At 61.5% G+C, this 21,780-nt stretch carries 20 protein-coding genes; 11 read left to right on the top strand and 9 right to left on the bottom strand.

Annotated features, from left to right (window positions below):
• Positions 1 to 13 precede the first annotated feature (13 nt).
• The 4 genes from NF676_RS06635 to dinG form a co-directional block, all read right to left on the bottom strand.
• On the bottom strand, positions 14 to 1,117 hold the full coding sequence (locus NF676_RS06635) for an OmpA family protein (RefSeq protein WP_252877605.1): 1,104 nt from the start codon (positions 1,115 to 1,117) through the stop codon (positions 14 to 16).
• A gap of 113 nt (positions 1,118 to 1,230) precedes the next feature.
• Positions 1,231 to 2,376, bottom strand: a complete 1,146-nt coding sequence (locus tag NF676_RS06630; protein WP_150636404.1) for a serine hydrolase domain-containing protein — start codon at positions 2,374 to 2,376, stop codon at positions 1,231 to 1,233.
• Positions 2,377 to 2,587: 211 nt separating this feature from the next.
• Complete coding sequence (locus NF676_RS06625; RefSeq protein WP_252887414.1) at positions 2,588 to 5,056, bottom strand: beta-galactosidase; 2,469 nt, start codon at positions 5,054 to 5,056, stop codon at positions 2,588 to 2,590.
• 95 nt (positions 5,057 to 5,151) lie between these two features.
• Positions 5,152 to 7,296, bottom strand: a complete 2,145-nt coding sequence (dinG, locus tag NF676_RS06620) for an ATP-dependent DNA helicase DinG (protein WP_150636400.1) — start codon at positions 7,294 to 7,296, stop codon at positions 5,152 to 5,154.
• 97 nt (positions 7,297 to 7,393) lie between these two features.
• On the opposite strand from dinG, the gene NF676_RS06615 reads away from it, so the two are divergent.
• Entirely contained in the window at positions 7,394 to 7,858 is a 465-nt protein-coding gene (locus tag NF676_RS06615) for a CopD family protein (RefSeq protein ID WP_016771373.1), read from the top strand.
• Positions 7,859 to 8,058: 200 nt separating this feature from the next.
• On the opposite strand, the gene NF676_RS06610 is transcribed toward NF676_RS06615, so the two are convergent.
• From NF676_RS06610 to NF676_RS06595, 4 genes are all read right to left on the bottom strand, one after another.
• On the bottom strand, positions 8,059 to 8,817 hold the full coding sequence (locus tag NF676_RS06610; RefSeq protein WP_056783356.1) for a collagen-like triple helix repeat-containing protein: 759 nt from the start codon (positions 8,815 to 8,817) through the stop codon (positions 8,059 to 8,061).
• Positions 8,810 to 9,091 carry a DUF1145 domain-containing protein gene (locus tag NF676_RS06605; protein ID WP_016771375.1) on the bottom strand — a complete coding sequence of 94 codons (282 nt, stop codon included), beginning with the start codon at positions 9,089 to 9,091 and terminating at the stop codon, positions 8,810 to 8,812. Before NF676_RS06605 ends, NF676_RS06610 begins: the two co-directional genes overlap by 8 nt.
• Before the next feature lie 160 nt (positions 9,092 to 9,251).
• Positions 9,252 to 9,974, bottom strand: a complete 723-nt coding sequence (locus NF676_RS06600; protein WP_150636395.1) for a PA1041 family peptidoglycan-binding anchor lipoprotein — start codon at positions 9,972 to 9,974, stop codon at positions 9,252 to 9,254.
• 90 nt (positions 9,975 to 10,064) lie between these two features.
• Positions 10,065 to 10,760: a PA1041 family peptidoglycan-binding anchor lipoprotein gene (locus tag NF676_RS06595; protein ID WP_016770616.1), complete on the bottom strand. Its 696-nt coding sequence runs from the start codon at positions 10,758 to 10,760 to the stop codon at positions 10,065 to 10,067.
• Positions 10,761 to 10,959: 199 nt separating this feature from the next.
• On the opposite strand from NF676_RS06595, the gene NF676_RS06590 reads away from it, so the two are divergent.
• The 4 genes from NF676_RS06590 to NF676_RS06575 all read left to right on the top strand — a co-directional run bounded on the left by NF676_RS06590 (position 10,960) and on the right by NF676_RS06575 (position 12,733).
• Positions 10,960 to 11,457, top strand: a complete 498-nt coding sequence (locus NF676_RS06590) for a DUF6231 family protein (protein WP_252868904.1) — start codon at positions 10,960 to 10,962, stop codon at positions 11,455 to 11,457.
• Between the two features lie 4 nt (positions 11,458 to 11,461).
• On the top strand, positions 11,462 to 11,938 hold the full coding sequence (locus NF676_RS06585; RefSeq protein WP_041478058.1) for a YchJ family protein: 477 nt from the start codon (positions 11,462 to 11,464) through the stop codon (positions 11,936 to 11,938).
• 100 nt (positions 11,939 to 12,038) lie between these two features.
• Entirely contained in the window at positions 12,039 to 12,524 is a 486-nt protein-coding gene (locus NF676_RS06580; protein ID WP_252883290.1) for an LEA/WHy family protein, read from the top strand.
• Between the two features lie 5 nt (positions 12,525 to 12,529).
• Complete coding sequence (locus NF676_RS06575) at positions 12,530 to 12,733, top strand: SEC-C metal-binding domain-containing protein (protein WP_003198420.1); 204 nt, start codon at positions 12,530 to 12,532, stop codon at positions 12,731 to 12,733.
• 146 nt (positions 12,734 to 12,879) lie between these two features.
• Here NF676_RS06575 and NF676_RS06570 read toward each other — a convergent pair whose 3' ends face one another.
• On the bottom strand, positions 12,880 to 13,437 hold the full coding sequence (locus NF676_RS06570; RefSeq protein WP_252887413.1) for a cysteine hydrolase family protein: 558 nt from the start codon (positions 13,435 to 13,437) through the stop codon (positions 12,880 to 12,882).
• A 201-nt stretch (positions 13,438 to 13,638) separates the two neighbouring features.
• Between NF676_RS06570 and NF676_RS06565 the strand changes: the two genes are divergently transcribed.
• The 6 genes from NF676_RS06565 (at position 13,639) to NF676_RS06540 (ending at position 21,758) form a co-directional block, all read left to right on the top strand.
• Positions 13,639 to 16,089, top strand: coding sequence for a penicillin acylase family protein (locus tag NF676_RS06565; protein ID WP_252887412.1), 2,451 nt, complete (start codon positions 13,639 to 13,641; stop codon positions 16,087 to 16,089).
• Between the two features lie 302 nt (positions 16,090 to 16,391).
• The gene (locus NF676_RS06560) at positions 16,392 to 17,426 is read left to right on the top strand and encodes a ligase-associated DNA damage response exonuclease (RefSeq protein ID WP_236168029.1); all 1,035 of its coding nucleotides are present in this window, start codon (positions 16,392 to 16,394) and stop codon (positions 17,424 to 17,426) included.
• Positions 17,423 to 19,111 (top strand): ATP-dependent DNA ligase, encoded by a 1,689-nt coding sequence (locus tag NF676_RS06555; protein ID WP_252887411.1) that lies wholly within the window; start codon positions 17,423 to 17,425, stop codon positions 19,109 to 19,111. The genes NF676_RS06560 and NF676_RS06555 overlap by 4 nt, the downstream gene beginning before the upstream one ends.
• 372 nt (positions 19,112 to 19,483) lie before the next feature.
• Positions 19,484 to 20,266: a transporter substrate-binding domain-containing protein gene (locus tag NF676_RS06550; protein ID WP_041478063.1), complete on the top strand. Its 783-nt coding sequence runs from the start codon at positions 19,484 to 19,486 to the stop codon at positions 20,264 to 20,266.
• A gap of 56 nt (positions 20,267 to 20,322) precedes the next feature.
• Positions 20,323 to 21,051, top strand: coding sequence for an ABC transporter permease (locus NF676_RS06545; protein ID WP_016771383.1), 729 nt, complete (start codon positions 20,323 to 20,325; stop codon positions 21,049 to 21,051).
• Positions 21,048 to 21,758, top strand: a complete 711-nt coding sequence (locus tag NF676_RS06540; protein ID WP_252887410.1) for an ABC transporter permease — start codon at positions 21,048 to 21,050, stop codon at positions 21,756 to 21,758. Before NF676_RS06545 ends, NF676_RS06540 begins: the two co-directional genes overlap by 4 nt.
• Positions 21,759 to 21,780 lie beyond the last annotated feature (22 nt).

The following is a 21,780-nucleotide window of genomic DNA, read 5'->3' as shown; positions in this document are numbered from 1 at the left end:
TTTCGTTAGCGGATCACTTCTTGGCAGCGTCGGCTGCGGCGACTTTCTTGTCGGTCGCGGCGGCTTTGGCTGGTGCAGTTTTTTTCGCTGGAGCCTTGGCCGGAGCCTTCTTCGCCGGAGCCTTGGCGGCGGTTTTCTTGGCTGGCGCCTTTTTCGCCGCCGGCACAGCGGCTTTTTTCGCCGCAGGCGCCGGGGTAACCGGTTTGGCCACTGGCTTGACGTCTTGCGCAGCAACCATCGTCACCGGCTTCGGCGCTGGCATGTTGTATTTGCTCAGCAGCGCAACCATGGTGTTTTGCGGAGTCACCAGCAGTTCGACACGACGGTTCAAGGCGCGGCCTTCAACGCTGTCGTTGGCCGCACGCGGCGCTTCGGAACCCATGCCGCGCAGCATCAGGCGATCACGTTGCAAGCCGCTGAGGCGGAAGATCGCCGCCACCGATTGCGCACGCTCCTGGCTCAGTTTGACGTTGGCCGGCGCAGCACCGCTGGTATCGCTGTGACCGAGCACCAGCACTGCGGTTTTCGGGTCGGCTTCAAGGATTTTCGCCACGCGAGTGAACGGGCCAAGAGTGACCGGCAGCAGCATCGCCGGGCGATCCGGGTTGAACGAGCCTTCGACCGGCGCCGTCACTACCAGCACATTGTCGCGACGTTCGAGTTGCAGATTGCTGTCCTTCACCGCTTCACGCAGACGCGGTTCGTAGTCATCCAGCCAGGCCTGAGTCACCTTCGGATCCGGCATCGGCACGGCTTTGGCGGTTGGCTGGTCCTTGCCGCCGAACGGCCACCACCATTTGCCATTGGACTGCGCCTCGGCTTTGGCCACCTCGACCGGTTTGGCTTCAGGTTTGACCTCGGCTTTCAGATCAGCCTTGACCGCTTCATCGCTGGAACCGAACGGCCAGTACCACGGGTTGCTGCTCTCGGCCTTGGCCACTGGCGCGGTTGCCGCCGGTTTCAACGGGGCCGGGGCCGGGGCCGAATCTTTGGCCGCGACTTTGTCGGGAGAACCGAACGGCCACCAACTGCCGCCGTCTGCATCGTTTTTCGGAGTCTGTGCGCAACCGGTGATCGCTACACACAGGGCCAGGGCGAGGGTCTTTTTAGATGACATTGAAAATCCACAAAATGAAGTAATGAAAAATCAGAGCACTTTCGCCCGGATAAACAGCCGTTTTGAAACGAAAATCCCTTCGAGGTTCCGACCCTGGAACCTCAGTTGAAGCTTTACAGACAAGTGGCAAGCACCCGCGCCAGCTTTTGTGCACGCGGATCCATCAAAACGTAAGGCCCCAGGGTATTTGTCACGAAACCGAAAGCCACATCGTGCTCCGGATCAGCAAAACCGATCGAGCCGCCCGCTCCCGGATGACCGAACGCGCGTGGTCCGAGGCCGTAGGTGGCGTTGGGCACGTCCGGTTGATCGAGCATGCAGCCGAGGCCGAAACGGGTGCGGGTGAGCAAGGTCTTGTCATCGCCAAGGCTGTGCTCGCGGGTCAGCTCTTCGAGCATCTCGCTTTCGAGCAGGCTGCCGTCCAGCAGGCCGGCGTAAAACCCGGCGAGGCTGCGCGCATTGCCGTGGCCGTTAGCCGCAGGCTGGTGCATGCGGCGCCATTCCGGCTTGTTGGTGCTGGTCAGCACTGACGGCGGATTGGTGAAGGCGCGGGTAGTCATGGCCGTCGGTTCGCGCATGGTCACTTGCAGCAGGCGCTGAGCCGCAGCGTCGCCGGCGTTGCCCTTGCCACGGGCGATGTGCGCCACGCGATGAAACTCTTCGTCGGCCAGGCCCACATGGAAATCCAGGCCCAACGGTTTGGCGACCCGAGCGACGATCGACTCGCCCGGCCCACGCCCGTCAGCGCGGCGCAGCAATTCGCCGACCAGCCAGCCGTAGGTGATCGCGGCATAACCGTGACCGGTGCCCGGCGTCCACCATGGCGCTTCGGCGGCGAGGGCGTCGACCATGGTTTGCCAGTCGTAAAGGGCTTCAGGGGCGAGCAGTTCGCGCAGCGCCGGCAAGCCGGCCTGATGGCAGAGCAATTGGCGCAGGGTGACGGATTCTTTGCCGGCGGCGGCGAATTCCGGCCAGTAGCGGGCAACCGGGGCATCGAGTTGCAACTTGCCTTCAGCCACCAGTTGCAGCGCGGTAACGGCGGTGAAGGTCTTGGTGCAGGAGAACAGGTTGGCGATGGTGTCGCTGTGCCAGGCTTCGCTGCCGTCCTTGTCGGCGGTACCGGACCAGAGGTCGAGGACGGTTTCTCCACCGACCTGGATGCACAGGGCTGCGCCGCGTTCCTGGGGATCGTCGAACAGTGCGGCGAAAGCCTCGCGCACCGCTTCGAATTGAAGCTCGTAATGTCCCTGAATCTGCACCCGCAACTCCCCCGCGAAAACGCTCTACAAAGTGGCCCGCATTGTTCCAGCCCTTGAGGGATTTGGGAACAGGCGCGGGCCAGACGGTTGATCGGCAATTTGTGTTGATCCCTTCGCGAGCAGGCTCGCTCCCACAGGGGGATCTCCGCTGCTGTTGATATCCAGTGTGGGAGCGAGCCTGCTCGCGAAGAACGATAACGCGGTCTGAAACCTAGTGACCATTCCCCGAATGCCCACCCGCCTGTGCAGCCTCCGCAGCTTTGCCAGCCTCGGCCTTGCGCCCGCCTTCCACTTCCGCCGCCGGGGTTTTCTGCGCCTCCTTGCCCAACTGCTCCAGCGCCTGCAGATTGCTTTTGCGCACCGCCTCGACAAATCCCTGATACGGCAGATCGGTCACACCGACCAGACCGAAATGGCCATTCTCGCCGTCGAGCAAACGCCCGGTCACCGGTTGGTCGAGATACTGGAACCAGTGCACGCCGACAATCGACGGTTCGCTAAGCGCCTGTTTGAGGAAGTTGGCATAGGCCGGGCCGCGATCTTCCTCCTTGGCCAGCTGCGTCACGCCGCCCCAGAACGGACCTCGGTCGGCCGAGCCGAAGTTGAATTCGGTGATCAGCACCGGTTTGTCCAGGGCTGCCAGCGCGGCGAAGTCGTAGCCGTCCTGCGGCTTGAGCGTGTACATGTTGAAGCTCAACACATCGCAATACTGTGCGCAGGACGCCACGGCTTCAGGGGTACTGATGGCGAAACGACCGCCAAGGAGCATCTGGTTCGGCGCGTGCCACTTCAGCGAATCGGAAATGGTCTTGAAATAGGTATCGGCGAAGACCTTCTGGAAGTATTTGAAATCCGCTTCGATCTCCGGATGCTCCGGGTTCGGCAGTGGCGGCACGAAGCCAGGGTCTTCCATCAATTCCCACGCCGGCAACTCGATGCCCCAGGCCTTGGACAGTCCGGCCTGATTGCGGTACTTGTCGCGCAATTGCTTGAGAAAGGCGCGTTTGGCCGGCACGTCGGTGGTCATTTTCAACGTGCCGTAGGCCAGCGCGTAGCGAGCTTTCGGATCGTCGCCAGGGCCAGCCCAGGCCAGTTCGTTGTCGGCGTAATAACCGATAAGCCACGGATCGTCACGGTGATCGCGGGCGGCAATGGCCACGGCGCGCTCGGTGGCCATGGCGAAACGCGGATCGAACGGATCCGGCATGCCGCCCCACCAATCGCTGCCGGTGCTGATGCTGGTGTAATCGCCGACGATCGACAGCGGCAAGGTGTACGGTACGCGCTCAGCATCCGCCAGCGACGGCGCGCTCCAGTTGCCCACTGTGTTGAAGCCCCAGGCTTGCAGCCGATCGAGGGTATGCCGGGTCCAGCGTTCTTCATCAATTGCGGCTGTGCACGGAGTGGTTTGCGCGCTGGACGCTTGCACCGCATCGGTCTGCGCCGCTTCGGCAATTCCGGATTTTGGCTCGGCAGGCACCGCCGCAGTCTCAGCAGCCTGCACCGAATTGGCCTCAGCCGCCCCAGCCTTCGCCGCTTCGGCAATCCCGGCCTTGTTGTCGCTGTCTGCCTTGCACGGTTCGCCGTACAGGCGTTGCAGATTGGCGCCATAGAAGTCGTACCAGCGGCCGTTGCCGTAGCCACGCCCCTGGTCGGCGCCATTGCCGCCACGGTTGTCACCCTCGCCAAAATGCGCGGCCAGCGGGTCGTCGTTCTTCGGCAACGATTCGAACATGTATTCACGGCCGGCGACGTAGGTCTGGTTGACCTGCGGGCTGACTGTATTGACGCCCAGCGAATAGAACGGGTGGCCTTCAGGAGTCACCAGATACCAGCGGCCATCGCGTTTTTCCGTGCGGAAGAATCCGCTGGCCTTGAACGCCGGGCCTTTGTTCCAGCCGCCGAACTTGTCCAGCGAAACCTTTTCACGCTCGGCCAGCCACGTATTCAGCTGTTGCTGCTCTTTGCTGGCGGCGCTTTTCAGTTGTTCGTCGCTGCTGACTTTTTCCGGCCATTTACTACGGGTTGACTGACCGTAGGCGTCGACCAGATTGCCGTACACCGCCCGCGTCACCGATTCGCCGTCCTGCACGCCGAACCGCTCGAGCAACAGGCTCTGCGCAACTTTCGGCTGATCCATCGACAGACTCAACGAGACCACTTGGCTGCGGTCGATCTCGCCAGTGCTGCTGGCCAGCAGGATGCGTTGGCCATCGACGGTCATCGGCATCGGCGGCCCGGCTTTCATGCCCTGGCTCAGCGGCGTCGAAGCCACCAGCGGCACCAGCAAGGTCTGCGCGGGGCCGGCCGGCAGATCGACGCGGCTGACCAGAGTGCGGCCATCGTTGCTCTGGATCTGCACATAGACTGTGACCGCCCAATTCATCGCACTTTGCAGACGCAGGGTCATCATGTCGGACTGCGACCAGTCCCAAGCGCCGGTCTGCGGGGTCAGGCGCAAGGTCGGCCGGGCGACCGGGTTGAACGTCACCCGGCGCAGCACTTCGCCTTCCGCGGTCTGTTCGGCATTGGCCTGCGGCAGGTCGGCGTTTTCCGTGGCGACCTTGACCACGTCGGCCGGGCGTACGAAGTTGAACAGCGTCTGCTGACCGGCGGGCGCAGCCAGCAACGGCGCGGCAAAGATCAAGGCGAAAACAGCGGGCAACGAACGGCGGATCATAAGAACGGAGTTCTCCCTAACGACCAGTCAAGGCCAGTGGAAAAGCGGTGGCAGAGAGATAGACAACGCGGCGGGCCAATCGGCCCACCCGTGTCTCAGGATATTTCACGACGGAAAGGAGGCAACGCATTGAGGATCGCCTTGCCGTAGCGCTGAGTGACCAGACGCCGGTCGAGCAAGGTGATGGTGCCGCGGTCTTCTTCGGTGCGCAGCAGACGGCCGCAGGCCTGGACCAGTTTCAGCGAGGCATCGGGCACGGAGATTTCCATGAACGGATTGCCACCGCGCGCCTCGATCCACTCCGACAACGCGGCCTCAACCGGATCATCGGGCACCGAGAACGGAATCTTGGCGATCACCACGTGCTCGCAGTAGGCCCCCGGCAAATCGACACCTTCGGCAAAACTGGCCAGCCCGAACAGCACGCTGGAATCACCGCCGTCGACCCGCGCCTTGTGCTTGTTGAGGGTCTCCTGTTTCGACAGGTTGCCCTGAATGAACACTTGCTTGCGCCAGTCGCGGTCGAGGCCGTCGAATACGTCCTGCATTTGCTTGCGCGAGGAGAACAGCACCAGCGTGCCACGGGAACCGTCGACCAGATCCGGCAGTTCGCGAATGATCGCCGCCGTGTGGGCGGCGGCATCGCGCGGGTCGGCCTTGAGATCCGGCACGCGCAGCACGCCGGCATCGGCATGATGAAACGGGCTCGGCACCACCGCTGTGACAGCTTTTTTCGGCAGACCGGCGCGCATGCGGAAACGGTCGAAGGTGCCCAGCGCCGTCAGCGTCGCCGACGTCACCAAGCAGCCGTAAGCGACGTTCCACAAACTGCGACGCAAGGTTTCCGCCGCCAGAATCGGGCTGGCGTTGACCTCGATGTCGAACAGCGAGCCGCTTTCGGCCAGGGTCAGCCAGCGTGCCATGGGCGGGCTGTCTTCCGGGTCTTCGGCGGTGAACGCGGTCCACAATTCCCAGTTGCCGGAAGCGCGGGACAGCAGGCTGCCGAACAGCGGATACCATTCTTCGGCCTGATTGCTGGCGATACCGATGTTGACCTCGCCGTCCATGCCTTCCTTGAGCAGGTCGGTCAGGCGTTGAAACAGGTCGTTTAGGCGCGAATAGCCTTTTTTCAGCTCGATGCCCATCTCGCGCATGTCCTCCGGAATCACCCCGCCGACAAAGCGATGACGCGGGCGCTCGCGGCCTTCGACGTCTTCGCCCGGTTTGAAATCGGCGATCTGCTCGCAGGCGGTGAACATGAACTGCTGCTGCGTCTTGATCTCCCGCGCCAGCTCGGGCACCTGCTCAATCAGCTTGCCGAGATCGCCCGGCAACGGATGCTGGGCCAGCAGCTTGGTCAGGTTCTTGGCGGTGGTTTCCAGCCAGTCGGCGGTGGAACGCAGGCGCGTGTAGTGAGCGAAGTGGCCGATGGCCTTGTCCGGCAAATGGTGACCTTCGTCGAACACGTAAATGGTGTCGCGCGGGTCAGGCAACACGGCGCCGCCGCCCAGTGCCAGGTCAGCCAGGACCATGTCGTGGTTGGTAACGATCACGTCAACCTTGCCCATGCCTTCGCGAGCCTTGTAGAAAGCGCACTGGCCGAAGTTCGGGCAATGACGGTTGGTGCACTGGCTGTGATCGGTGGTCAGGCGCGCCCAGTCGGCGTCTTCCAGCGCGTTAGGCCAACTGTCGCGGTCGCCGTCCCATTTATTGCCGGCGAGCTTTTCGATCATGCTGGTGAACAGCTTCTGACTGGCCTCGTCGACTTCGATCTTGAAGCCTTCTTCTTCGAACAGCTGCGCGGTGGCGGTTTGTGCGTGGCCTTCCTGCAACAACATGTCGAGCTTGGACAGGCACATGTAGCGACCACGGCCCTTGGCCAGGGCAAAACTGAAATTCAGCCCGCTGTTGCGCATCAGGTCGGGCAAATCCTTGTAGACAATCTGCTCTTGCAGGGCGACGGTCGCGGTGGCAATGACCAGACGCTTGCCGGCCAGTTTCGCCGTGGGGATCGCCGCCAGGCTGTAGGCCACGGTCTTGCCGGTACCGGTGCCGGCTTCCACCGCGACAATCGCGGGGTCGCCACTGCGCCGGCCTTCGTCATCGGTGTCGATATCCCCGAGGACCTTGGCGATTTCGGCGATCATCAGGCGCTGGCCGTAACGCGGCTTGAGGCTCTTGGCCTCTAGAAAACGCGAATAGGCGCCCTGGATCGTGGTTTTGAGTTCAGTGCTGATCATTGAGTGTCGGGCGCAAAACGCTGGATAAATTTTCAGTGGTTTGATTCGGCGGCTATCATACCCCGCTAATCGATCCCGCGCAGAACGGAGTGACCCAATGACACCTTTTAGCCTCGTTTACCCCCTGCATGTCCTCGCCGCTCTGGTGTGGGTCGGCGGTATGTTTTTCGCCTGGATGGTCTTGCGCCCTGCGGCTGTGAAGGCCCTGGACGGCCCCGCTCGCCTGACCCTGTGGGTGGAAGTGTTTCAAGGTTTTTTCCGTTGGGTCTGGGTCGCCGTGATCCTGTTGCCGATCAGCGGCGTGGGCATGTTGCATCTGCAGCAGGTCGGATTTGAAACCGCGCCGAAGTACGTGCAGGTGATGATCGGTTTGTATGTGGTGATGACGGCACTGTTCATCCGCATTCAGGGGTTGATGCTGCCAGAGTTGCGCAAGGCGGTTGAGGCGAAGGATTGGCCGGCGGGTGCGGCAGTGCTGGGGCGGATTCGCCGGGTGGTGGGGCTCAATCTGCTGGTCGGGTTGGTGCTGGTGGCGGTGGCGGCGGCGAGACCGATGCTCTGAATCGCACTATTTTTCTGCTGTGAACACAGTTGTGGCGAGGGGATTTATCCCCGCTGGGTCGCGAAGCGGCCCCGCTCTAAAAATCAAAAACGGGACTGCTACGCAGCCCAGCGGGGATAAATCCCCTCGCCACATAATTTCACTCACCAAAGATCTTCACTCACCAAAGCACTTTATTGATCAGAGAGTGGGTCGCAGTTTTAGAGCCGTTGCACGGTAACCGAACCCGCCGCTCCCACCGGCCCCGGCTGGCCATCCGCACCGGCCTTACCGTTCTTGCCGCCATCAGCGCGATAGACCAGGCAGCCCTTGGACTTGCCACCCTTGCCCGCCTTGCCGCCAACACCCGCCGGGCCGCCGGCACCGCCAGCCACGTTGACCTTGATCAGCTCGGCCGGAAAATCCCGTGGTACGGCGAGTCGCACCAGCGCACCCGGCGCGCCTGGCTGGCCATCGCTGCCGTCACTGCCATCGGCGCCGTGGCCGGCCGATCCATAGGTGCAGCCCGGATCTTCACCGTTGCCGCCGTCGAGGCCGACGAAACCCGGCGCGCCCCTGCCGCCACGGGCATCGACCGTCAGTTGCGGCGCGCTCAGGGCCTGAAATTGCAGGTTCAGATTGCGCCCGGCCCGGGCCGCTTTTTCATAAGTGCCGGGGGCGCCGCGCGCGGTGATCTGGCTGCCCTCGCTCAATTCAGCGCGCTTGACCTTCACTTCCAGCGCTTGTTCAGCGGGAACGATAGCAATACGTGCTTCATGGCCCAGGCGCAGTTCATTGATGTTCAATTCAGTCACGTTGGACGGGATCAGCAAGGTGCCGTAATCGGCGACTTCCAGTTTCTCCAGTTGCAGCGTGCTGGTGGTGTTGGGCAAGCGCATCAAAGAATTGCTTTGCACGTTGACCACCTGGGCGCAGGCCAGTGGACTGATGAATGCAGCGAGCAGGCAGAGTTTACGCATGGGAAGAAGCCTCCGGAGCGGCCGGGGCCGGGATGGTTTGCAGGTGGAAAACGCCGAACAACAGGATGCGGCCACGATCACGCCAAGGGTGCGGACGGCCCTTGAGGCTGCGGTTGCACAGCAGCACTTCGAGTAGATGAATCAGCAACAACAGAGCGCCGGCCAGATTGACCAGCAGATGCAGCGGATGAACAAACGGCACCAGCTGATTGGCCAGCACCACGCAGCAGAACAGCAGGGTCAGCAAACGCCCCAGCCCCCAGAACACCTTCATACGCTCCCCCGTGTTGCGAATTATTCTTTGCACGCACAGTACCGGCTTCTGCGGGGGATAAGCCAGAGGGAAAAATGAAATTTGTGCAAACGCGGATGAAATGGCTGCCGGGGCGACGATCTCGACCCGGCAGCTCTAGCCTGCGTACTACAGACGGTTGCTAACGATTGATGTGCAGCTCGACCCGGCGATTTTCCGCGCGGCCTTCATCGCTGGCGTTATCGGCGACCGGCTCACTCTCGCCTCGGCCCTCGCTGGTGAGCTTGTTCGGCGCCAGCCCCTGACTCAACAGATACGCTGCGACACTGCTCGCGCGCCGCTCGGACAAAGCCTGGTTATAGGCGTCGGAGCCTTTACTGTCGGTGTGCCCGATGACCTTGATGCTGACCACATCGGCATTGCGCAGCTTGTCCATCAAGGTGTCGAGCTGGGCTTTGGCCGCCGGGGTCAGATCGGACTTGTCGAAATCGAACAGCACGTTGCCGGCATCGCTCAAGGTGATCACTTCAGATTGCGGCGCCGGTTCGACCGGTTTGACTGCCACCGGATATTGCGGCAGCGGGCAGCCACGGTGATCGACTTCGGTGTTTTCCGGAGTGTCCGGGCAGCGGTCGCGGCGGTCGAAGACGCCGTCGCTATCTTCGTCGCCATCCTGGGCGTAACAGATCAGCCCGCCGGTGACGATACCCAATGCCGCGCCGCCGCCGGCCCAGCCGGCGCTTTCAATGGCGCCAAGACCGCCGCCGACCAGACCGCCAAGCAGGCTGCAGATCGGCCACGTACGTTGATTGAGGGGGGCGGTGCCATCGCTGTGAGTGGCACAACCGGTGAGCAAGCTGCCAAGCAGCAGCACCGGCAAGACGGACCTTGAGAAAAGACGCATTTGTGAACGCTCCTGTGTACCGGCCCATACCGGTTACACAGGAGTAAAGACCCGCATCCGCGACTGCACAAGCCGCGGATGCGAGAGGGGCTAGCGGACGATTTTGATTTCGGTGCGACGGTTCTGTGCACGACCATCAGCCGACTTGTTGTCAGCCACAGGCTGGCTTTCACCAAGGCCCGACACCGAAACGAAGCTGGCACGTGGCACGCCCTGCTGGATCAGGTATTCCACCACCGAGTGCGCACGACGATCCGACAGTTTCTTGTTGTAGGCATCGCTGCCGACACTGTCGGTGTGACCGGTCACGGTCAGTTGCGCGGTAGAGGATTCCTGTTTCAGGCGATCGGCGACCTTGTCCAGCACTTGCTTGTCAGGGCCGGTCAGCGTGGCTTTGTCGAACTCGAAATGCACATCACGAATGACGATGGTTTCTTCCTTGACCACAACCGCTTCTTCGACCACTGGCGCAGGCGTCGGTGGCGGGCAACCGTCAGCATCGACCTGCACGCCTTTTGGCGTGCCCGGGCACTTGTCGCGACTGTCCGGCACGCCATCGCCGTCTTCATCGCCATCGCCATGCACCCAGCAGTAAGCCGCTGCCGTACCGCCGACGATCAGTGCACCGTAGCCAGCCCACGATGCGCTTTCCGTCGCGCCGAGACCGGCACCGACCACACCGCCGACCGCCGCACAGGTCGGCCAGTCGGTTTTCTGCAAACCTGCGCAACCAGTCAACACACTGGTTAGCAGAACCAAGGGTAATGCTGTCCGAACTATGCTCATCTAGTTTTCTCCTGAGGGATCGGCTTAAAACCGATTCAGGGAGTAAAGACCGGAGTTTTAATCTCCGCCAGCAATAGGCCACCGCTGTTTGCGACCGTGTTCACAGGGGTTTGCCTCTTTTGGCGAAAACCACCGCCACCGGGCGCTTTGCCGACGCAGTCTGGCAGGCTAGTCTTGGCGGTCTGACTGAGGAGCTTCGATGAACGTCGCCATTTCTTCGCGCACGCCACAACAGGCGTTGGCCGCTTTGCTGGATCGCTACGCCCCGGCCCGACTGCTGCTGATCGGCGCCAGCGAGTTTCCCGCCTTGAGCGCTTTCAAGGACGCGCATCCAGATACCGTGGTCGCCCATGCCGCACCCGGCGGTCTGCCCGCCGAACTGGCCGCGCAACGCTTCGATCTGGCGCTGGTGGTCGATTGCCTGGAACATTTGCCCAAACGCGATGGCCTGAATCTGTTGGGCGGCATCCGCAATCTCAACACCAGTCGCATCGCAGTGCTGGCGGATCTGGCGGCCAGCGGCTGGCAGGAAACCGACTTCTATTCGCTGGCACTGCAGGCCAGCGAGCGTTTTCAGCGCGACGCGCAGGTGCTGACCCTGTTCACCTACGATCTGCTTGACTACAAACAAGTCCCCGACTGGCTCAATTCACGCTTCTGGGCCAATCCGGAAAACTTCGGGAAATACTGGTGGTAATGCAATGAGTACAGCCATTTGCCCTTGCGGCAGCGGCAATCTGCTGGATGCCTGCTGCGGCCCTTATCATGACGGCCACCCGGCGCCGTGTGCCGAAGCCTTGATGCGTTCGCGGTACAGCGCTTATGTGCTGGGGCTGATCGACTATCTGGTGGCGACCACCCTGCCCGCGCAGCAGGCGGGGCTGAACCGACAATCGATCAGCGACTGGAGTGCGCAAAGTACCTGGCTCGGCCTTGAGGTGGAAAGCTCGGAGGTTTTCGGCGGCCAGCCGGAACACGCTTTTGTGACATTCACCGCGCGCTGGCATGACAGCCAGGGCGAGCACAGCCATCGCGAGCGCTCTTCGTTTGTGCAGAACGGCGGGCGCTGGTACTTCATCGATCCCACGGTGCAGCTGAAGCTGGGGCGCAATGACGGCTGCCCTTGCGGCAGCGGGCAGAAGTTCAAGAAGTGTTGTTCGGGTTATTTCGGCGCTTGAAAGCCAAGATCAAAAGATCGCAGCCTTCGGCAGCTCCACGGGATTAGCCGAAGGCTGAAATCTTTTAAGGTCTAGACTGGGCACAAAGGGAGTCAATTTCATGCTCGGTCGTCGGCGCACATTACATTTCCTGCTGTTGATGCTGATCGTAAACCTCGGCGGCTGTGCCTCGTGGTTCAGCGATGACAGCGTCGAGCCTGCCGTGCATCTGGTGAAAGTCGAGGTGGTGCGGGCCAAACTGCTCGAGCAAAAATTCATCCTGCACTTTCGCGTCGACAATCCCAACGACAGCGATCTGACCGTGCGCGGCCTCGAATACCGGATTCACCTGGCGGACATGCTGCTCACCGAGGGCGAGCATGAGCACTGGTTTACCGTCGGGCCAAAGCGCAGCGCTTACTTCAAAGTGCCGATCCGCACCAACCTGTGGCCGAAGATCAAACACGTGGTGAAACTGCTGAAAAATCCGAACCAGCAGATTCCCTATCAATTGCAGGGGGAAATGGAAACCGGTTTATTCATCGCCCACTACGTGCACCTTGAGCGCAATGGCGTGATAATCCCCGCCGATCTAACTCCGGAGTGACCTCGATGACCCAGCAACCCCATGTCCATGGCCCTGACTGCAACCACGATCATGACCACCATCATGATCACGACCATGGCCATGTCCACGGCCCGAACTGCGGCCACGCCCACCAGGAACCGGTGCGCAACGCCCTGAAAGACGTCGGCCGCAATGACCCTTGCCCATGCGGCAACGGCAAGAAATTCAAGAAGTGCCACGGCGCTTGATGTCACTGGCGAAGATCTTCTTCGCCTGACACACCGCTTCGCGAGCAGGCTCGCTCCCACAGTGAATTGCATTCCTTCTGACGAAATGCGCTCGAATGTGGGAGCGAGCCTGCTCGCGAAGGCGGCGGCACATACGCTACAAAATTTCAGCCCGCCGCCAGAATCTGTGAAGAGCCGACCACCGTCGCATACTCCCCATGCAGATTGCCCAGCGACATCCCGTGCACCTCTTCAGCGGTACGCGGTTTGCCGAAATAATCGGCCTTGTCGAAGGTAAAGCACGCATCCTCTGCCACCCATGTGTCGAAACCAAGGTTACCCGCAGTGCGCGCCGTTGATTCCACCGAGTTGTGTGTTGCCACGCCGACAATGAGCACCTGACCAATCCCCGCCTCGCGCAACTGCCGTTCCAGCCCCGTCGCACAAAACGCATCGGGCACCTGTTTCTGGATCAGCCATTCAGCGTCCTGCGGCATAAAGCGCGGCTGAAACTCCACTCCGTCCTGCTCCGGCCAGAACACCGAGTCAGGTGAGCGCGACAAATGCTGCACGTGAATCACCGGGCGCCCGCGCAGGCGCCACAGCGCCAATAACTCAAGCATTCGCTCTTCGGCCTGAGGATTATTCCGCCGCCCCAGACGCGGATGCAGAATGCCTTTCTGCTGGTCGATGATGATCAGCGCAGCGTTGCTTTGAAGCTCCATAGCGATCTTTCTCCTGACAGGTCTCGGGACTCATTCCGCAGTTCAACATCAGCGCTTTCCCACAAGCAACTGTCACAGCTTTGACCGATCAGCCGACAACAGCACAAATAACCGCTCGCCCCGCTTGCGCGGCCCTCGCGCCCTCACTAACGTAGCGGCTTTATTGCGCCCCCAGCCTTATACCCCCGCAGGAGCTTCGCCATGGCCTCGCCAGCCCTTACACATTTTCTTCCCCGGTTCGGCGTTGCCGCAGCAGTGGCCGGTGTTCTCGGCCTGTCCGGTTGCCAGACCTGGAACGCCCAGGACAGCCTGCCGCCGACCTCCGGCGTACAACCGCTCAAGGGCCTGGCGCAGAACGTGTCGGTGCGGCGCAATGCGATGGGCATGCCGTTGATCGAGAGCAACAGCTTCCATGACGCGCTGTTCAGCCTCGGCTATGTCCACGCCAGCGACCGCATCAACCAGATGGTCACCCTGCGCCTGTTGGCCCAGGGCCGGCTGGCGGAAATGTCCGGCGCGTCGATGCTCGATGCCGACCGCTACATGCGCGCGGTCAATCTGAAGAAGAGCGCCGGCGAGCTGTACAAGGCCTCGTCGCCACGGCTCAAGCGCTTCTTCGAAGTGTATGCACGGGGCGTCAACGCCTACCTGTTCCGCTACGCCGACAAGTTGCCGGGCGACCTCGCCGCCAGCGGTTACAAGCCCGAATACTGGAAACCGGAAGATTCGGCGCTGATTTTTGCCCTGCTGAATTTCAGCCAGTCGGCCAACCTGCCGGAGGAAATCCAGTCACTGGTGCTCGCGCAAACCGTGACCACTGACAAACTCGCCTGGCTGAGCCCGTCGGCGCCTGATGAAAACCTGCCAGTGGCTGAAGCCGACAAACTGCAAGGCCTCAAGCTCAACGGGCAGATTCCGGGGCTGACGGAATTGAGCAACGCCAGCCAGCAACTGTCGTCGCTGAACCTGCTCGCCACACCGACTGCGAACAATTGGGCGATCGCCCCGCAACGCAGCCGTAGCGGCAAGAGCCTGCTGGCCAGCGATGCGCACGGGCCGCTAGCCGCACCGTCTCTGTGGAGTTTCGTGCAGATCCGCGCGCCGAAATATCAGGCCGCCGGCGTCACGGTTGCCGGTCTGCCGATGGTGCTCGGCGGCTTCAACGGCAAAGTGGCGTGGAGCATGACCAGCGTGCTCGGCGACAATCAGGACCTGTTCCTCGAGAAAATCCGCCGTCAGGGCAGCAGCCTCACTTATGAAGTCAACGGCAAATGGCAGCCGTTGGGCGTGCGCAACGAAACCTATTTCGTCAAAGGCCAGCGGCCGATTCGTGAAGCCGTTTACGAAACCCGCCACGGCGCGCTGCTCAACAGTGCCCAGGCAGCGGCGCAAGGCAACGGTTTCGGCCTCGCCTTGCAGACGCCAAGCTTCACTGACGACAAAACCCTGGATGCCTTCTTCGACCTGACCCGGGCGCAAAACGTCGAGCGCGCCTCGGACGCCAGCCGCGAAATCCGCGCCATTACCCTGAATCTGGTCTTTGCCGATGCAAGCAATATCGGCTGGCAAGTCACCGGGCGCTTCCCCAACCGTCGCGAAGGTGAAGGCCTGCTGCCCTCGCCGGGTTGGGACGGTCGCTACGACTGGGACGGTTACGCCGACCCGATGCTGCACCCCTACGATCAGGACCCGGCACAAGGCTGGCTCGGCACCGCCAACCAGCGTGTAATTCCCGACGGCTACGGCATGCAGTTGTCGAAATCCTGGGCGGCACCGGAGCGCGGCGAGCGCCTGGCGGAAATGGCCGGCAGCGGCAAGCACGACAGCCGCAGCGTGATCGCCATGCAGTACGACCAGACCACCACGTTCGCCGCCAAGCTGAAAAAAGTCTTCGAAGCGCCGGGCATGAAGCAACCGCTGAAACAGGCGATCGACGCCCTGCCGGAAGCCGAACGCAGCAAGGCCCGCGAAGCCTTCACGCGCTTGATGGCGTTCGACGGCAAGCTCAGCCCGACCTCGGCGGATGCGGCGATTTATGAACTGTTTCTGCAGGAAAGCATGAAGCAGATCTTCCTCGATGAACTGGGTCCTGAGTCGAGCCCGGCGTGGAAGGCCTTTGTCGCCAATGGCGATCTGTCCTACGCGGCGCAGGCCGATCATCTCTTGGGGCGTGAGGACAGTCCATTCTGGGATGACCTGCGCACGCCGCAGAAGGAAGAAAAATCCGTGATTCTCGCCCGCAGCCTCGCTGCGGCGATTACAGCGGGCGACAGCCAGTTGGGCGGCGATCATCGCGCCTGGCAGTGGGGCAAACTGCACAGCTATGCGTGGAAAAACAGCAACGGTCAGACTGTACGCGGGCCGCTGGCGGCTGGCGGCGATCACACCACGCTGAACAGCTCGGCGTTTGCCTGGGGCCAGGACTTCGTCACCACGCGCGCGCCGTCGATGCGTTTTATCGTCGACTTCGGCCAGAGCGAGCCACTGATGGCGCAGAACGGTACGGGGCAGTCGGGCAATCCACTGAGTCCGAACTACCTGAACGGGATCGATGCATGGCTGAAAGGTCAGTACATCGGCTTGCCGATGCAGCCGCAGAACTTTGATCGGGTGTATGGCAAGACCCGCTTGACCCTCACCCCCGGGGAATAAAGCAAAGATCAACAGCCCCTCACCCTAGCCCTCTCCCGGAGGGAGAGGGGACTGATTGGGGGATGCTTGGGTCTTGCGCCGACCTGAAAGAGAGATGGTGAATCCAACATTGGATCAGGCTCAAGGCTGTGCCGGATCCATATTCAACTCGGTCCCCCAGGTCGATGTACCTAACCAGACACTTCGGTCGGCCCCCTCTCCCTCTGGGAGAGGGCTGGGGTGAGGGTAGCGCTTCAAAGCCGATCGAACTTCCAGCCTCACGCCCGCCTCATAGCTAACAAGCCCCCCATTCCGGTCACGACATGGATCTTGTTATTGCCCGACCTGAAGGTCTCTACTGCCCCGCCGGAGATTTCTATATCGATCCGTGGCGGCCGGTCGAGCGTTCGGTGATCACCCATGCCCATGGCGATCACGCGCGCACCGGTAATCAGCACTACCTGTCGAGCAGCGCCAGCGCCGGGATTCTGCGCGCGCGCCTGGGTCAGGACATCCAGTTGCAAACCCTTGATTACGGCCAACGCCTGACCCATCACGGCGTGACCCTGAGCTTTCACCCCGCCGGGCATGTCCTCGGTTCGGCGCAGGTGCGCCTGGAATACGGCGGCGAAGTCTGGGTCGCGTCGGGGGATTACAAGGTCGAGCCGGATGGCACGTGCGCCCCATTCGAACCGGTGCGCTGCCACACCTTCATCACCGAATCGACCTTCGGCCTGCCTATCTACCGCTGGCAGCCGCAGGCGCAGATCTTCGCCGAGATCAATCGGTGGTGGGCGGCCAATATCGCCGCCGGCAAGGCCAGCGTGCTGTTCTGCTATTCCTTCGGCAAGGCCCAACGCATCCTCCACGGCATCGACGAAACCCTCGGGCCGATCCTCAGCCACGGCGCGGTCGAACCGTTGAACCGTGTGTACCGCGATGCCGGTGTGTACCTGCCGCCGACGATCTATGCGGGCGACGTGAAAAAAAGCGATCCGATCATGCGCCAGGCTTTGGTCATTGCTCCGCCGTCGGCGGGCGGCAGCACGTGGATGCGCCGTTTTGGCGACTTCAGCGATGCCTTCGCCAGCGGCTGGATGCGCTTGCGCGGGACCCGGCGGCGGCGCGGCGTCGATCGCGGTTTCGTCCTCTCCGATCACGCCGACTGGCCCGGCCTGCTCTGGGCGATCAACCAGACCGGCGCGGAGCGGGTGATGGTCACTCATGGCTCGATCGGCGTGCTCGTACGTCATCTGCGCGAACAGGGTCTTGATGCACAAGGCTTCACCACTGAATACGGCGATGACGAAGACGACAACATCGCCACCGAACCCACCGTTGCCGAGACGTCCCCATGAAAGCGTTCGCCGAGTTATATGCCGAACTCGACGCCACCACGTCGAGCAACGCCAAGCTGGCGGCGATGCAGGTGTACTTCGCGCAGGCCGCGCCGGAAGATGCCGCATGGGCGGTGTATTTCCTCTCCGGTGGTCGGCCTCGTCAACTGGTGCCGGTGCGCATCCTCCGTGAGCTGGCGGTAGAAGTTTCAGGGTTGGAGCCGTGGCTGTTCGAAGAAAGCTATCAGGCCGTCGGCGATCTGGCCGAGACCATTTCTCTGGTGCTGCCGGAAAATTCCCACAGCTCCGAGGCCGGTCTAGCCGAATGGATCGAAGACAAGCTGCTGCCACTTCGCGGTGAAACCCCGGAATATCTGGCGCGCCAACTGCCGATGTTGTGGGCGCAACTGGATCGGCCGAGCCTGATGCTGTGCATCAAGCTGATCACCGGCAGTTTCCGCGTCGGCGTGTCGAAGTTGCTGGTCACCCGCGCCCTGGCGTCGATGGCCGGCCTCGACAGCAAACGCGTCGCTCAGCGTCTGGTCGGTTACACCGATCTGTCGAACCGGCCCAACGCCGCGAGTTACCTGAAACTCATCGCCCCGGAATCCGCCGACGAACATGCCCAGCGCGGCGGCCAGCCCTACCCGTTCTTTCTTGCCCACGCCTTGGCGCAACCGGTCGAGGAATTCGAAGCCCTGCTCGGCCCCGCCAGCGACTGGCAGGTGGAATGGAAGTGGGACGGTATCCGCGCGCAAGTAGTCAAGCGCGACGGCAAGCTGTGGGTGTGGTCGCGCGGCGAGGAATTGGTGACCGAGCGCTTCCCCGAGTTCGATGTGCTGGTCCACGGCTTGCCCGACGGGACGGTGATCGACGGCGAAATCGTCGTGTGGAAGAGCACCCATCCGACTACGGAAGATGCCTTCGATCCGCAATCCGATGAGCCGCCGGCCGTGCAACCGTTCGCCCTGCTGCAACAACGCATCGGTCGCAAGACGCTCGACAAGAAAATTCTCGAAGAAGTGCCGGTGGTAGTGCTGGCCTACGACCTGCTGGAATGGCAGGGCGAGGACTGGCGCAACCAGCCGCAGGTCAAGCGACGGGCGCAACTCGAGGAAGTCATCGCGCGCTGCAACAGCCCGGTACTGCTGCCCTCCCCGGTACTGACCGGCGAGGACTGGTTCGACCTTGGCCTCCAGCGCGAAGCGTCACGCAAACTCGGCGTCGAAGGCATGATGCTCAAGGCCCGCGATTCGCTGTATGGCGTCGGCCGGACCAAGGACATGGGCGTGTGGTGGAAGTGGAAGGTCGACCCGTTCAGCGTCGACGCGGTACTGATTTATGCCCAGCGCGGACACGGTCGTCGCGCCAGTCTGTACAGCGATTACACCTTCGCGGTGTGGGACGGCCCGCCGGAATCCAGTCAACGCTCGCTGGTGCCGTTCGCCAAGGCGTATTCGGGGCTGACCGATGAAGAGATGCGTCAGGTCGACAGCATCGTGCGCAAGACCACCGTGGAGAAATTCGGCCCGGTCAGCAGCGTCAAGCCGAGCCTGGTGTTCGAACTCGGCTTCGAAGGCATCGCCCTGTCGCGCCGGCACAAGAGCGGCATCGCCGTGCGTTTCCCGCGCATGCTGCGCTGGCGCAAGGACAAGACCGTCGAAGAAGCGGACAGCCTCGCTACCCTTCAGGATCTGTTGGCCTAACCCCTTTTCACTGATCGTTCCCACGCTCTGCGTGGGAACGCAGCCCGGGACGCTCTGCGTCCCCCCCAGAGCCGAACGCGGAGCGTCCGTTGATGCATTCCCACGCAGGAGCGTGGGAACGATCAGTCATCGGGGACAATTCCTTTCCACAGTTTTCCCTGCTCTCAGCTACGCGTTTGAACCGAAACAGTGCATGCAAACAGCAATGCCCGTTTCCGTGCATTCAACTACCCTTGCCTCTCTCCGCTCAACCTTTTAAAACACCTGTTCGGCACTCTGGTTCGGAAATTGCTACTTTCTATAGGTCGTAAGCGTTGCAGTAACAATAATTCTGCGCCACAAGCGCTCATATTGGTTCTTAGGGATTGAATAATGAAAAAAGCATTGCTGACCCTTTCTGCACTGGCGTTGTGCATGGCCGCCGGCTCCGCGCTGGCCAAGGAATACAAAGAGCTGCGCTTTGGCGTTGACCCTTCGTACGCACCGTTCGAGTCGAAAGCGGCCGATGGCAGCCTGGTCGGGTTCGATATCGATCTGGGCAACGCGATCTGCGCCGAACTGAAGGTCAAGTGCAAATGGGTCGAAAGCGATTTCGACGGCATGATTCCGGGCCTCAAGGCCAACAAGTTCGACGGTGTGATCTCGTCGATGACCGTGACCCCGGCTCGCGAGAAGGTCATCGACTTCTCCAGCGAACTGTTTTCCGGCCCGACCGCTTACGTGTTCAAGAAAGGCTCCGGCATCACCGCCGACGTCACTTCACTCAAGGGCAAAACCGTCGGTTACGAGCAAGGCACCATTCAGGAAGCCTACGCCAAAGCCGTGCTGGACAAGGCTGGCGTGAAAACCCAGGCCTATCAGAACCAGGATCAGGTGTATTCCGACCTGACCTCCGGTCGTCTCGACGCCGGTATCCAGGACATGCTGCAAGCCGAACTGGGCTTTCTGAAGTCGCCAAAAGGCGCTGATTATGAAATCAGCCAGCCGGTCGACAGCGAATTGCTGCCAGCCAAAACCGCTGTCGGTATCAAGAAAGGTAACACTGAGCTGAAAGCACTTTTGGATAAAGGTATCAAAGCGTTACACGACGACGGCAAATACGCCGAGATTCAAAAGAAACACTTTGGTGACCTGAATCTGTACAGCGGCAAATAATGCCCCGGCGCCCATCTTCGATGGGCGCCTTTTCCATCCGCTCAGGTTGCTGATTTATGTTTGAAACCCTCCTGCAAAATCTGGGGCTGGCCTCGTTCAGTCTGCAGGGCTTCGGCCCGTTGCTGCTGCAAGGCACCTGGATGACCATCAAATTATCGGCGATGTCGCTGCTGGTGGCCGTGTTGCTCGGCCTGCTCGGCGCCAGTGCCAAACTGTCGAAAGTCAAACTGGTGCGCCTGCCCGCGCAGCTCTACACCACGCTGATTCGCGGCGTGCCGGATCTCGTGCTGATGCTGTTGATCTTCTACAGCCTGCAAACCTGGCTGACGTCGCTGACCGACTATATGGAATGGGAATATATTGAAATCGACCCGTTCAGCGCCGGCGTGCTGACGCTGGGCTTCATTTATGGCGCGTATTTCACCGAGACCTTCCGTGGCGCCATCCTCGCGGTGCCGCGTGGTCAGGTCGAAGCCGCCACCGCGTATGGCCTCAAACGTGGCCAGCGTTTTCGCTTCGTGGTGTTTCCGCAAATGATGCGCTTCGCTTTGCCGGGCATCGGCAACAACTGGATGGTCATGCTCAAGGCCACCGCGCTGGTGTCGATCATTGGCCTCGCCGATCTGGTCAAGGCTGCCCAGGACGCCGGTAAAAGCACCTATCAACTGTTCTACTTTCTGGTCCTCGCCGCCTTGATTTATCTGCTGATCACCAGTGCTTCGAACTTCATCCTGCGCTGGCTCGAACGCCGCTACGCCGCCGGTGCCCGGGAGGCCGTACGATGATCGAACTCCTGCAGGAATATTGGCGCGCCTTCCTTTATACCGACGGCCAGAACATCACCGGGCTGGCGATGACGATGTGGCTGCTGACCGCGTCGATCTGCATCGGCTTCGTCGTCTCGATTCCGCTGTCGATTGCCCGCGTCTCGCCGCACTTCTACGTCCGTTGGCCGGTGCAGTTCTACACCTACCTGTTCCGGGGCACGCCGCTGTATATCCAGTTGCTGATCTGCTACACCGGCATCTACAGCCTCGCCGCCGTGCGCGAGCAGCCGATCCTCGACAGTTTCTTTCGCGACGCGATGAACTGCACGATCCTCGCCTTCGCCCTAAACACCTGCGCGTACACCACGGAAATTTTCGCCGGGGCGATTCGCAGCATGAACCATGGCGAAGTCGAAGCGGCCAAGGCTTATGGCCTGACCGGCTGGAAGCTGTATGCCTACGTGATCATACCGTCGGCACTGCGCCGTTCGTTGCCCTACTACAGCAACGAAGTGATCCTGATGCTGCACTCGACCACCGTGGCGTTCACCGCGACCATTCCCGATATCCTGAAAGTCGCGCGGGATGCCAACTCGGCGACCTTCCTGACCTTCCAGTCATTCGGCATCGCCGCGCTGATCTACCTGACCATTACTTTTGCGCTGGTCGGCCTGTTCCGCCTCGCCGAACGCCGCTGGCTGGCCTTCCTCGGGCCGACTCACTAGCACTGGTTTCAAAAATAAAGAG

This window comes from Pseudomonas siliginis (assembly GCF_024072275.1).
GTDB classification, from domain to species: Bacteria; Pseudomonadota; Gammaproteobacteria; order Pseudomonadales; family Pseudomonadaceae; genus Aquipseudomonas; species Aquipseudomonas siliginis.
This window is presented reverse-complemented; position numbering and strand designations above follow the sequence as displayed.